At 64.2% G+C, this 12,962-nt stretch carries 9 protein-coding genes; 7 read left to right on the forward strand and 2 right to left on the reverse strand.

The window, feature by feature from the left end; genetic code table 11:
• Positions 1–4 precede the first annotated feature (4 nt).
• Both FPZ61_RS00460 and FPZ61_RS00465 read left to right on the forward strand, forming a co-directional pair.
• Positions 5–1,081, forward strand: coding sequence for a GTP 3',8-cyclase MoaA (locus FPZ61_RS00460; RefSeq protein ID WP_370593314.1), 1,077 nt, complete (start codon positions 5–7; stop codon positions 1,079–1,081).
• 48 nt (positions 1,082–1,129) lie between these two features.
• A complete protein-coding gene (locus tag FPZ61_RS00465; RefSeq protein WP_185464304.1) occupies positions 1,130–1,510 on the forward strand; it encodes a hypothetical protein in 381 nt (126 codons plus the stop codon).
• Here FPZ61_RS00465 and FPZ61_RS00470 read toward each other — a convergent pair.
• The gene (locus FPZ61_RS00470) at positions 1,493–2,134 is read right to left on the reverse strand and encodes a cysteine hydrolase family protein (RefSeq protein WP_255441231.1); all 642 of its coding nucleotides are present in this window, start codon (positions 2,132–2,134) and stop codon (positions 1,493–1,495) included. The two genes, FPZ61_RS00465 and FPZ61_RS00470, sit on opposite strands and share 18 nt — an antisense overlap.
• Between FPZ61_RS00470 and FPZ61_RS00475 the strand changes: the two genes are divergently transcribed.
• On the forward strand, positions 2,133–3,536 hold the full coding sequence (locus FPZ61_RS00475; RefSeq protein ID WP_185464303.1) for a glutamine synthetase family protein: 1,404 nt from the start codon (positions 2,133–2,135) through the stop codon (positions 3,534–3,536). The genes FPZ61_RS00470 and FPZ61_RS00475 overlap by 2 nt on opposite strands.
• A 125-nt stretch (positions 3,537–3,661) precedes the next feature.
• Positions 3,662–5,023, forward strand: coding sequence for an APC family permease (locus tag FPZ61_RS00480; protein ID WP_185474714.1), 1,362 nt, complete (start codon positions 3,662–3,664; stop codon positions 5,021–5,023).
• On the opposite strand, the gene FPZ61_RS00485 is transcribed toward FPZ61_RS00480, so the two are convergent.
• Complete coding sequence (locus tag FPZ61_RS00485; protein WP_255441232.1) at positions 4,971–7,346, reverse strand: FdhF/YdeP family oxidoreductase; 2,376 nt, start codon at positions 7,344–7,346, stop codon at positions 4,971–4,973. The two genes, FPZ61_RS00480 and FPZ61_RS00485, sit on opposite strands and share 53 nt — an antisense overlap.
• 467 nt (positions 7,347–7,813) lie before the next feature.
• Here FPZ61_RS00485 and FPZ61_RS00490 point away from each other — a divergent pair, with 467 nt between their 5' ends.
• From FPZ61_RS00490 to FPZ61_RS00500, 3 genes are all read left to right on the forward strand, one after another.
• Positions 7,814–9,943, forward strand: coding sequence for an HAD-IIB family hydrolase (locus tag FPZ61_RS00490; RefSeq protein ID WP_255441233.1), 2,130 nt, complete (start codon positions 7,814–7,816; stop codon positions 9,941–9,943).
• Positions 9,944–10,058: 115 nt separating this feature from the next.
• Positions 10,059–10,898 (forward strand): HAD-IIB family hydrolase, encoded by an 840-nt coding sequence (locus FPZ61_RS00495; RefSeq protein ID WP_185464300.1) that lies wholly within the window; start codon positions 10,059–10,061, stop codon positions 10,896–10,898.
• A 101-nt stretch (positions 10,899–10,999) separates the two neighbouring features.
• On the forward strand, positions 11,000–12,952 hold the full coding sequence (locus FPZ61_RS00500) for an amylosucrase (protein ID WP_185464299.1): 1,953 nt from the start codon (positions 11,000–11,002) through the stop codon (positions 12,950–12,952).
• Positions 12,953–12,962 lie beyond the last annotated feature (10 nt).

The raw sequence follows: 12,962 nt of genomic DNA on the forward strand, positions 1-12,962 counted from the left end.
AGACGTGGCCGCTCCGACCCCTCCCCTCGATCAGCTGGGCCGTCCCCCGGGGGTGTTGCGCCTGTCCCTCACCGCCCGCTGCAACCTCGCCTGCCCCTATTGCTGCCCCGACAGCCAGGACCCCCCGGAGCTGCTCACCCTGCCCGAGCGGGTCGAGCTGGTGGCCGCGGTGGCTGAGCTGGGCTTCAGCCGGCTGCGGCTCACCGGTGGCGAGCCCCTGCTGCATAGGGGTCTGGAGGAACTGGTGGCGGCGCTGCAACCCCTGCGCGGGGCGAGGGGAAGCTCGGGCTCATCAGGGCTGAGCGAGATCGCCCTCACCACCAACGGGGTGCTGCTCAGCGCCGAGCGGGCCCGGGCGCTCAGGCGGGCGGGCCTGGATCGGATCACCGTCAGCCTCGATGGCACCGATGGCGCCAGCGTGGGGCGCATGGCGGGCCTGGCCGGTGGGGTGCCTGCCGGAGAGGCCGTGCTCGAGAAGGTGCTGGCCGCCCTCGACCATGCCCGCAGGGCGGGTTTCGATCCCGCCACAGGGGCGCTCAAGCTCAATGCCGTGATCGCCCGCGGTCTGAATGAGGATCAGTTGCTCCCCCTCGCTGCGCTGGCCCGTCAGCGGGGGATCGAGCTGCGCTTGATCGAGTTCATGGACGTGGGCAACCGCAATGGCTGGCAGCCGGATCAGGTGCTGCCAGCCGCCGAGATGGTCCGGCGGATCGGCATCCACTGGCCTCTGGAGCCCCTCGGGCGCCAGGCCCATGGCACCGCCAGTCGCTGGCGCTACCGCGACGGGGTGGCCCACCTGGCCGTGGTGGCCTCGATCTCCGCCCCCTTCTGCGGCGACTGCGACCGGCTGCGCATCACCGCCGACGGCGTGGCCTACACCTGCCTGTTCGCCTCCAGCGGAGTTGATCTCAAGCCATGGCTGCGTCCGTCTTCGTCTGCGGTCGACAGCCTGAGCGGAGCCTTGCGGGGCCTCTGGAGCCAGCGCCACGACCGTTACAGCGAGGAGCGCAAGTTGGAGCAACCTTCAGGGAATGTCACGACGCCACGTTCCCTTGCTGAGATGGCCTATCTGGGGGGGTGATGATCGGGCTGACGCGAATGCGTTCAGCCGTCAATCATTTCCATCGTCATGCGCCAGACGTTCAAGGTTGCCCTCACCCTCGCGGCGATCAGCGCTCCGTTGGCCGCCTTCGCTCTGCCCTTCAAGCCTGATCCCACCTCCTTTGCCAACTACCTCGGCAAGAAATCGATGGAGGATGGATCCAAGGCCACCTTCTCCAACCTGAGCGGCTGTGCCGCCGGCACCACGGGCGGGAAGGACAGCTACAGCTGCCAGACGGGCGACGCCCTGCTCACAACCCCGAGCGGAGCGCAGCGCTCCTGCAAGGCGGTGGTTCGTGATGGCCGCCCTGGAATCACCTGGACGGCTCAGCAAACAGGAGGGGGCTCCTGGCAGGGCAACCTGGCGTGCCCGCCGCTGCCCGAAAGCTCCTCAGGAATGGGGGAGTGAGGCCCCACCGCTGAATGCAGCCACAGTGAGCTGTCGGCAGTAGCCACTGAAGCAACGCAGCGCTGCCCTGTGGCGTTCGGCCGATTCCGCCATGCAGGCATCGATCAGGCAGGTCACGGTGTAACCGCGATCAGCCGCATCCTTGACGGTGTGATCGATGCATTGATCGGTGAGCAGGCCCGCCACCACAAGCTCGGTGATGCCCATGTTGCGCAGCAGGTAGTCGAGGCTGGTGGAGTTGAAGGGGGAGGAGGAACTCTTGGGCAGCACCAGCTCATCGGGGCCGGGGGTGAGGGGCTCGATCACCCTTGACTCCCAGCTGCCCGGAGCAAACCCCAGGCCGGAGCGCTTGTAGTCGAGGCTGCGATCGCGCCCGTCGGCGGTGAGGTTGGCGATCACGGTGTGAATCACCTCCAGCCCGCCCTGGCGTGCGTGTGCCAGCGCCTGCTGCAGCCGTGGCAGGACGGCCTCCTGGAAGTGGGCTTCAAAGCCGGGCGGCCGGGGCGGGGGTGATGCGTTGCTGCCTGCGGGGCCGGCCGGTCCGCAGGTGCCGTTCTGGACATCGACCAGGAGCAGGGCCGCGGCAGCCAAGGGCAGGGATGGAGTGGCCGTGGCCTCCACCATGGCCTCTGCCGCCGAATCAGGCAATGATCTCGAGGCCTGTGGCTGCCCTGCTGTGCCTGACGTTCCCAGCGCCACTGCTCTGACCGCCGAGCTGCTGGAGCGCGGTCTGCGCCGTGTGGCGGTCACCTTCGTGAACCACGCCGGGTCCGTGCTGGCGAAGGGGGTGCCGCTGGGGCGGTTGCCGCTGGTGGCGAGCCAGGGGCTGGGCTTCTCACCGGTGTCCGATGCCTTCGGGGCCACGGGCCTGATCGATCCGCAGCAATCCCTGGCCAGGCCCGATGGCGACCTGCGCCTGAAGCCTGATCTCGCGGCCCTGCGCCCGCTCGATCCTGGAAACGGCTGGGCCTGGGCCCCCGGAATCCGCCACGAGCGCGATGGCGCCATCTACGCCCTGGATCAACGGGGCTTCTGTGCGCGGCAGGAGGCGGCCCTCGCCGCCACCGGGCTGAGCGCCCTGGCCGGCTTCGAGATCGAGTGGATGGTGGGGCAGCCAGAGCCAGCTGGGGGCTGGATTCCAGCAGTGGCGGGCGGCCCCTACGGCGCCGATCGTCTGGTGCAGGGGCTGGATTACCTCAGCGCCGTGGCTGAGGCCCTGGATGCCGCCGAGCTGCCCTGGCTTCAGCTGCACCCGGAATACGGCGCCGGCCAGTTCGAGCTGTCGCTGGCGGCGGCGCAGCCGCTGGAGGCTGCCGATCGCCTGGTGGCCGCGCGCCTGGTGATTCAGCAGGTGAGCCGCCGCTTCGGCTGGATCTGCAGCTTTGCTCCTGTGGTGACGGCCGATCTGGTGGGCAACGGCGGCCACCTGCATCTGAGCGTGGTGGAGCGGGGCGTGCCGCTGCTGGCCGGTGGGGCGGGCCCGGCCGGGCTGACGCCAAGGGGGGAAGCACTGCTGGCGGGCCTGCTGGAGCAGCTGCCGGCCCTGATGCCCCTGGCCTGCGCCCTGGCCGTGTCGTACCGGCGGCTGGCCCCGGGCCGCTGGGCGGCGCCGTTTCAGGTCTGGGGGGTGGAGAACCGGGAGGCGGCGCTGCGCCTGGTGCCTGCCGCTGGCGGAGAACCGGGTCACCTGGAGATCAAGGTGGCCGATCTCAGCGCCAACCCCTATCTGCTGGTGGGCGGCGTACTGGCCGTGCTCCTGGATGCTCTGCAGCGCCCCCGGGTCCTGCCGCCCCCGCTGAGCGGGGATCCCTCGGCCGCGCCTGCCGCCGAGGCTCCGAGGCTTCCCAGGACCCTCACCGAGGCGGTGCGGGCGTTCGAGGCCAGCCCTGTGCTGCGGAACGCCATGGGGGAGGCCCTTCAGCGCACCGTGGTGGAGGCCCGCCTCTCGGAAGTGCGCCGCAGCGAACCTCTGGCCGACGACGCCTTGATCATCTCCACCCGCGCCTGGCCCCTCACAGGGATCTGAAAACGAATTGGGTCTCCGGCCCGCCGTGCGATCACGACCGGCGCCGGCTCTGCACGCCCTGACGCCCAGCAGACTCGTCGCTGGTGGGAGCCTGCTCCGCTCCCGCGGCAATCGCACGGTGCCTGATGTCCACACCTGAGAAATCGGGCTCCCTGCTGCAGATCCTGGGAGTCAGTTTCGGGATCGCCGGGGCAGTGGGGGGCACGATCGGCGCCGGCATCCTGCGCACTCCCGGCCTGGTGGCCGAGCAGCTCGGCAGTGTTCCCCTGATCGTGGCCGCCTGGGTGGCGGGGGCGCTCTATGCCCTGCTCGGGGCCTTCGCCGTGGCTGAACTGAGCACCAGCCTGCCCCGGGCTGGTGGTTGGACGGTCTACGCCCGACGGGCCCTGGGGGATCAGGCCGGCTTTTCGGTGGGCTGGATCGACTGGGTGGGCCACTGCGCCGGTCTGGCCTGGGTGGCAGTGACCATCGGCGACTACACGATCGGCCTGTTGCCGGCCCTTCCCGTGGGCAGCAAGGTGGTGGCCCTGCTGGTGCTGGTGGCCTTTGCGCTGATCCAGCGGCTCGGCCTGGAGGCCGGAAGCCTCAGCCAGAAGATCCTCAGCCTGGGCAAGGCTCTGGCCTTCCTCGGCCTGATCACGGCCTGTTTTCTGCATGCCCCGGTCAGGGAGCTGGCGGGGGGGGCCGAACCGTTGCTGGAGGCTGCCGACCCCGGGGGCCGGGCGGCGGGGGGCGGGGTCAGCCTCGGCATCGGCACGGGGTTCGCCATGCAGGCCGTGATCACCACCTACGACGGCTGGCACAGCCCGATCTACTTCGCTGAGGAATTCGCCCAGCCCAGCCAGGATCTGCCCCGCTCGCTGGTGGGGGGTGTACTCAGTGTGGCGGGGCTCTACCTGCTCGTGAATCTGGCACTGCTTCGGCTGCTGCCGGTCTCGCGGATCGCAGGGTCGGTGCTGCCCCTGGCCGATGCCGCCGAGGTGATCTTCGGGGCCTGGAGTGCTCAGCTGATCGTGGTGCTGGCGCTGATCTCCTCGTTCGGTCTGGTCAATGCCGTGGTGATGGGTGCACCGCGCATCCTCTATGGCCTCAGCCGGGATGGCTTGTTCCTGCCCCAGTTCGCCGCGGTCAGCACCAGCGGGACCCCCGTGCTCGGGCTGGCGCTGACGACCGCCACCGCCGGGTTGCTGGTGAGCTTCGGCGATTTCACGGTCCTGCTGGGCATCGCCTCCTTCCTTTATGTGCTGCTGTATCTGAGCGGCATCACGGCATTGCTGCTGCTGCGCTGGCGAGAGCCCGAGCTGGAGCGGCCCTTCCGGGATCCGGGCTATCCGCTCAGCGCGGTGATCGTCTGGCTGGGTTCGCTGGCGTTCCTGATCGCCGCGATCCGCAACGACACCGCCAACAGCATTTGGGCCCTGGGACTGATCCTGCTCAGCCTGCCCCTGCACCAGCTGACGCGGCGCCTGGCGCCGCCACCGGCCTGATCCCGCCGCGCACCAACACCGGCACCCGTTTGAACCCTGGCGTGCCACTGCGGGGATCCGCCGGGGCGCGGATGATCGCATTCACCTCCGGATAGAACATCAGTGCGGCGCCCTCGCGGATCTCACCGGGGATGATCTCGATGCCCTCCAGTTGGCCGGCCTCCCCCTGCACCGTCACCCGCTGGTGGGCGGCCAGGCCGGATCGGGCCAGATCGGCGCGGTTCATCAGGATCGTCTGGCGGTGCGGCATGCCCCGGTAGGCATCGCCGACCTTGTACACCACCGTGTTGTGCTGGCCGTAGCTGCGGGCGGTGATCAGCGCCAGCACCAGGCCGGATTCCCCCGGCGCCAGGCCACCGAAATGGTCCGGCTCGGGGAGCTGCAGCGCCGGCAGGGGTGTGGGCTCCATCCGTGCTTTCCCTGAGGGCGTGGGGAAGCTGGGCTGCTCGAACACCCGCCCTTCCACGCTGAATTCGCGCCTGGTGGCATCGATCTCCGCGATCGGGCCGTAGCCGGGCACGGTGCGGGCGATCAGCTGGCGCACATAGACGGGGTCCTGCAGGCGCCCCCAGTCGATCGGATCGTTGCCCATCAGCCGCCGGGCCAGTTCGGCCAGGAAGCCCACCTCGCTGATCAGATCGGCCTGCTCGAGGTGGGTGGTGCCGGGCTCGTTGAGGCGCACGAAGTTGTTGCCCGATTCGGTGGTGGTGCGGTGGGGGGTCTCGAAGCGGTTGAACACCGGCAGCACCAGGGTCTGGCGGGCCGCCAGGCCATGGAAGTGGCCCTGGTTGGGCTTGGTGGCCAGATACATCACGGTGTCGATGCGCCCCAGGGCGTGGCGGGCCTGCTCGGAATCGGGGTTGGCCCCCCAGAGGTTGCCCCCCAGGCAGAGCAGGGTGTCCACATCTCCGGCTTCCGCCGCTTCGATCAGGGCGCGGGTGTCGTAGCCGGGCACCCGGCTGAGCGGGCGCCCCAGCAGGGCTTCGAGGGCCTGCTGCATTGCGGCGCGCAGCTTCACCGTCACGCCCATCGAGCCGAAGCCCTGCACGTTGGAGTGGCCGCGGATCGGCATCGTGCCGGCTCCGGGCCGGCCCACGTTGCCGCTGAGCAGGGCGGTGTTGGCAATGGCATGGACGTTGGCGGTGCCGTTGGCGTGGTGGGTGATCCCCATTGCCCAGGCGAACACCACACCGCTGGAGCGGGCGATCACGGCGGCGGCGTGCTCCAGCTCCTCGCGGCTGAGGCCGCAGCAGGCGCAGATCGACTCCCAGGAGGTGGCTTGCAGCGGCTCCACCACCGCCTGCCAGTTCTCGGTGTGGGATTTGAGGAAGTCCCACTGGATCGAGCCGGCCTCCAGCAACGCCTTCTGGAGGCCCAGAAACACGGCGGTGTCGCTGCCCGGCACCGGCTGCAGGAACAGCGAGGCGATCTCCGAGCCCCGCAGCATCGACTTGATCGGAAAGGCGGGCGAGCCGAACCTGAGCAGGCCCACCTCCAGCACCGGGTTGATCACGATCACGCTGCCGCCGCGCTCGCGCAGGCGGATCAGCTCGTTCATCAGCCGCGGGTGGTTGGCCGGAGCGTTGGATCCCACCAGCACCACGCACTCCGCCTGTCGCAGGCTCTCCAGGCTCACCATCGAGGTGCCGGAGCCGAACACCTCGCTCAGCCCCACGGTGGAGGGGGCGTGGCAGAGATCGGAGCAGTCGGCCAGGTTATTCGAGCCCCAGGCCCGCAGCAGCAGCTGCAGCAGGTAGGCGGCCTCATTGGAGGAGCGGCCGGAGCTGTAGGAGGCCACCCGCTCCGGCGGGTGCCGGAAGGCCGCTTCGGCCAGCTCCAGCACGTCGTCCCAGCTGAGGCGCTCGTAGTGGCTGCGGCCCTCCCGCAGGATCAGGGGATGGCTGAGGCGGCCGAGGCGATCGGCCTCCTGGGAGGTGAGGCGTTGCAGCTCCTGGAGGCTGCGCTGGCCGAAGACCTCCTGGATCACCGCCGGCTGCAGCTCGGCGCTGATCGCCTCCACGCTCTTGAGGCAGCGCTGCAGGGGTTCCCCCAGCTCATCGCGGAAGCCTCCGTTCTGGCCGCCTGTGCCCCAGGCGCAGGAGAGGCAGGCGCTCTTGTGCAGCAGGGTCTGCCAGAGCAGGGGGCCTTTGGGGGAGAGGGTGGCCTTGGCCCAGCCTTCGATCACCGGCCAGCCGCCGCCCAGCTCAGGGGCGCCTGGATCAGGAGCACTGTTGGACCTGCGCGATTCTGCCTTCACGATCTTCGCGGCGGGGTCCACCTCTTCAGGATGGCGCGCCCCGCCCCAGGCACCGATAGGACCCATCACACAGATCACCGACGATGACCACCGGGTTGCCTCGCTTCAGGGCTGGGGTGGGCACAGAGATGGGCATCGGGGCAATCCCCCCGGCCTGGGAGAGCTCCTGGTGCGGAAGTGCAGCGTGGAGGTCCAGCACGTTTGCCACCCCGCCCGCAGAGGCGGCACAGCTGCGTGCGCACTCCTGCTGGTTTCCAACTCCACAATGAACGTTCTGGTGTTGCGATAAACGCTTGACGGAATGCCAGGAAATGTGTATTCTTAGTTGATAAATTAAATAATAAAAAAGTTGCCTCATTACGCTTCTCAGCAGGCTTTTGTGCCAACGCTTTTTCCGTTTGCTTGATCTTCTCGGTTTTGGCTTTCGCATCAGTGTTCAGGGCGATTGCCGGCAACGGCGATTCCTGCCCAGTCGCTTCTGGCCGGTTGCCAGGCATTCTTGAATCACTTTCCCCCAGGCGATCATGGTTGATATGGCCCGCTCCGGTGGTCTCTATATCCTGCTCATCAGTATCCATGGCCTGATCCGAGGCCATAACCTGGAGCTGGGTCGTGACGCCGATACGGGCGGCCAGACGAAATACGTGGTTGAACTGGCCAAAGCCCTGGCCAGGAAGGAAGGCGTTGAGCGTGTGGATCTGGTCACCCGACTGGTTGTGGATGATCACGTCAGCCCCGACTATGCAGTTCCCATTGAGAAGTTAGCAGAGAATCTTCAGATTGTACGAGTCAAGGCAGGTCCGAATGAATACTTGCCCAAGGAGCAGCTCTGGCCCCACATGGACAGCTTTGCTGATCACCTCTCCACCTGGTTGGCGGAACAGCCCAGGCTGCCCGATGTTGTTCATACCCACTATGCCGATGCTGGCTATGTAGGAGTCCGCCTTTCGAATCTCACCGGCCTGCCGTTGATTCACACCGGTCACTCCCTCGGTCGCGACAAATACCGCCGCCTGCTTGCCGTGGGCATGGACATCGAGCAGATCGAGAAGCGCTATCACATGCAGGCGCGGATCAGCGCTGAGGAAGATACCCTGAGCTGTGCTGAGCTGGTGATCACCAGCACGCGGAATGAAATCGAGAGTCAATATGAGCTTTACGACTACTACACACCAGAGAAGATGGCGGTGATCCCTCCGGGCACCGACCTCGAGCAGTTCCACCCCCCCACGAACAGTCAGACTTCAGACGCACCAGAATTTCTGGACAGGCTCAATCCGTTTCTGCGGGATCCAGCCAAGCCGATGATCCTGGCCCTGTCACGGCCGGATCAACGAAAGAACATTGTGTCGCTTCTGGAGGCCTATGGCCAGAACAAGCGTCTGCAGGGCCTGGCCAATCTGGTGATCGTCGCCGGAAATCGGGATGACATTCGCGAGCTCAATGAAGGGGCCCAGTCGGTGTTGACGGAACTGCTCTGGGTGATCGATTTCCATGACCTGTATGGCCGAGTGGCCCTCCCCAAGCACCACAGCGGCGAGGAGGTGCCCGAGATCTATCGCCTGGCCGCAGCCTCGAGGGGCGTGTTCGTCAATCCTGCTCTCACCGAGCCGTTCGGCCTGACCCTCCTGGAAGCGGCGGCCAGTGGTCTGCCCCTGGTGGCCACCGAGAATGGTGGCCCGGTCGACATCATCGGCAATTGCCGCAATGGCTTGCTCGTGGATCCCCTCAGCCGGGAGGCCATTGCCGACGCCATCCTCTCCATCCTGGAGAAGCCCCGGCGCTGGAGAGAACTCTCCGGAAACGGGCTGCGCAACATCGCCCGCTTCTATTCCTGGGAAGCCCATGCCCAGGCCTATCTGGCCATGCTGCAGCCGGTGGTATCCAAGCAGAAACCGCTGGCCCAGTCCCCAGCCACCCATCAATTCAGCAGTTACAGGAACCGAGCCCTGTTCACGGCCATCGACAACACCTTGCTGGGCGATGCCGAAGCCCTGGAGCAGTTTTCCAAGGTGGTGCGCACCCATCGTCGCCAGTTCCTGTTCGGGATCGCCACAGGCCGCCGCCTTGATTCCGTGTTGACCATCCTGAAACGTAACAATATTCCGACTCCGGATGTGTTGATTACCAGCCTTGGAACAGAGATTTATTATACCTCTGAACTGTTCGCTGATATTGCCTGGAGCCATCACATCGATCACTCCTGGACACCGCAGGTGTTGCGCCGAGTGCTCGAGCCGGTGCCAGGGCTGTCCCCCCAGCCTAAGAACGAGCAGAGCCGATTCAAGGTCTCGTACTACTACGATTCCGAGCACGCGCCTCCCCTCGACGACATCCATGCCTTGTTGCGTCAGAAGGAACTGTCGGTGAATGCCACGCTCTCCTTCGGGCAATACCTGGATATCGTCCCGGCCCGGGCCTCCAAGGGCCAGGCTTTGCGATACGTCTCCAGTCAGTACAACATTCCGCTCGAGCGCACCCTGGTCACGGGCGGCTCCGGAGGGGACGCCGACATGCTGAGAGGCAACACCCTGGGGGTGGTGGTCTCCAACAGGCATCAGGAAGAACTTTCCAACCTCAGTGGGAATGAACAGGTTTACTTCGCCAATGGAGCCCATGCCTGGGGAATTCTTGAGGCCATCAGGCACTACGGCTTTTTCTGATCACAACCTCACCCACATCACAACGGATCAGAACACGATCTGTTGAATCTGAATGGCTGTGGTCGCCCACGACTGGATCACCACACCCCGATCAATCCATGCCACGGCCTCTGCCATGACGCGTCTCCTTCTCTGCACGGACCTGGATCGCACCTTGCTGCCCAATGGGGAGCCCCAGGAGTCACCAGGGGCCCGGGATCGCTTTGCGGCCGTGGTGGCCCGCCCTGAGGTGACCCTGGCCTACGTCTCCGGTCGTCATCTGGCTCTGGTGGAGCAGGCGATCAAGCAGTACGGCATCCCCACGCCTGATTGGGTGATCAGCGATGTCGGAAGCCGGATGCACCAGCTGAAGTCCCCGGGGACATGGGTCCGTTCCCTGGCCTGGGACGAGGAGATCTCCAGGGACTGGCCTGGGCTGAGCCGTGGACAGATCGCTGAGGTCTTCTCCTCCCTTGAAGGCCTGACCCTGCAGGAGGAGGACCGCCAGAGCCGCTACAAACTCAGTTATTTCTTGCCCCTGGGCTTCGATCTGGGCAGCCTCCGGCGGAGGATGGAAGCTCGGCTGCAGGAGCTGAAGGCCCGCTCCAGCTGGATCTACAGTGTGGATGAGCAAGCTCAGGTGGGCCTTCTCGACATCCTGCCCGAGCGTGCCACCAAGTTGCATGCGGTGGAGTTCCTGATGCAGGAGCAGGGTTTTGGCCCCACCACCACCGTCTTCGCCGGAGACAGCGGCAATGATCTACCGATTCTGGTCAGCTCCATTCCCTCCGTTCTCGTGGCCAATGCTCACCCCGACGTCCTGCGGCAGGCCAGCGAGGGCTCCAGGAAACGGGGAACCGATAAGGCTTTGTATCTCGCAAAGGGTGACTTCCTGGGTATGAACGGTAATTACAGCGCCGGGATTCTTGAGGGCCTTGTTCATTTTCAACCAGCCACAAAGGACTGGATTACGTAGGCCCAGCCCAGCCGTACCCCAGCTTCATCGCCATCCCTGCTTCAGGCCGGTGCTTCTCAGAGCTTTGCCCATAGACCCCTCCACCCTTCGTTGACTTCCTGATGTACGAGCAGATTTCCCACTCCCTGCTGAATTCGATTCTGGATGAATTGAAGCCAGAAATCAAACGACAGAATCTTCGCTATTTCTACACAAGGCTAGGCGCAAACTTTTATGCTATCCACTCGCTCTTCTCCACCCTTTATGGAGATCGCGACGACTTCCAGGCACAGATGGTCCGCCTCGTGGAGACGATGGCTGAGGGCTACATCTACCGATCGGAGGAGTCCGAGCGGATCGACATGAGTCGGGAGCAAGACCACAACTGGTTCCTCTCGCAGAAATGGGTGGGCATGGCGCTGTATACCAACGGATTTGCCAATGACCTGGCTGACCTGGCCACCAAGATCACTTACTTCCAGGAGCTCGGTGTGAACATGGTTCACATCATGCCGATCCTGAAGTGCCCTGTCGGCAAGAGCGATGGAGGCTATGCCATCAGCAGCTTTCGCGAGATCGACAGCCGAGTTGGTGATCTGAATGATATCCAGAGGATTTCCGAACAATTCAGAAAGAATGGAATCCTATTGGTTCTTGATATCGTCCTTAACCACACCTCCGATGAGCACGAATGGGCCTTGAAGGCTAAAGATGGCGACACTCGCTATCAGAACTACTACCTCACGTTTGAGGATCGTTCTGTGCCTGATGTGTTCGAACAGGGCATGCCGTGGGTTTTCCCGGAGACTGACCCAGGGAATTTCACCTGGAATGAGGAGATGAGGCGCTGGGTGATGACAGTGTTCCACGACTACCAGTGGGATCTGAATTACAGAAACCCCGAAGTTTTTATCGAAATCCTCTCGATCGTATTGTTCTGGGCCAACCAGGGCGTGGATGTGCTCAGGCTTGATGCTGTGGCCTTCCTCTGGAAGAAGATGGGATCAACCTGCCAGAATGAGCGCAAGGCCCATCTGATTCTCCAGTTGCTCAAGGACTGCTGCCAGGTCACGGCTCCTGGAGTTCTGTTCATCGCTGAAGCCATTGTAGCTCCAAGTGAGGTGGCTAAATACTTCGGCGAGGATGCGATCGTTGCCAAAGAATGTGAAATTGCCTACAACGCTACGCTGATGGCACTTCTCTGGGATGGCATTGCGACGCGCAACACCAAGCTGTTACGCGAAGGCATCAAGAGTTTGCCCACCAAGCTGGATCGTGCCACCTGGCTGACCTATGTCCGCTGTCATGACGACATCGGCTTTGGTTTCGATGACAAGGACATTGCGGCCGCAGGCTATGAGCCTTATTCCCATCGCAAGTTCCTGATCGACTATTTTATCGGAAAATATGATGATACTGCCAGAGGCCTTGAGTTCATGCGCAACGATTCAACAGGAGATGCGAGAATCTGTGGGTCGCTGGCCTCGCTGGCGGGGCTTGAGTCGGCGCTTGAAAAGGGAGATAAGGCCTTGATCGATATGGCGGTCAATAAGATACTGCTGCTCAACGGAATCATGTTCTCCTTCGGCGGAATTCCGCTGATTTATAACGGTGATGCGCTGGGGCTTCTCAACGACTACAGCTATACCAGTGATCCAAGCAAGGACAATGACAGCCGCTGGGTGCACCGAGCCAAGATCGATTGGGAGAAAGCTGCGCTTCGCCATCAGCGGGGCACCGTGGAGTGCACGATCTTCACGGCCATGAAGCGGATGATTGCCATTCGTAAGGAGATCTCCGCCTTTGCAGACTTCAACAACCGTGAGCTTCTGCACTCTGACAACGAACATCTTCTCTGCTACCTCCGCTACAACCATCTCAGAAGTTCCGAAAAGGTGTTCGTGATTGCCAACTTCGACGATCACCCCCAGCAGTTGGAGTTGGAGAGCTACAGCCGCTATGGCATCAATCCAAGGGCCAACTACACGGATCTCTACACCGGAGTCAAGCCCTCCCAGTACGAAGGTGTGATCGCTCTCCAGGGGGGGCAGTTCTACTGGCTCAGCGAGAGCTGAGAGCGTCCTC

It is taken from the genome of Synechococcus sp. BSA11S (assembly GCF_014224355.1).
In the GTDB taxonomy this organism is placed as follows: domain Bacteria; phylum Cyanobacteriota; class Cyanobacteriia; order PCC-6307; family Cyanobiaceae; genus Regnicoccus_A.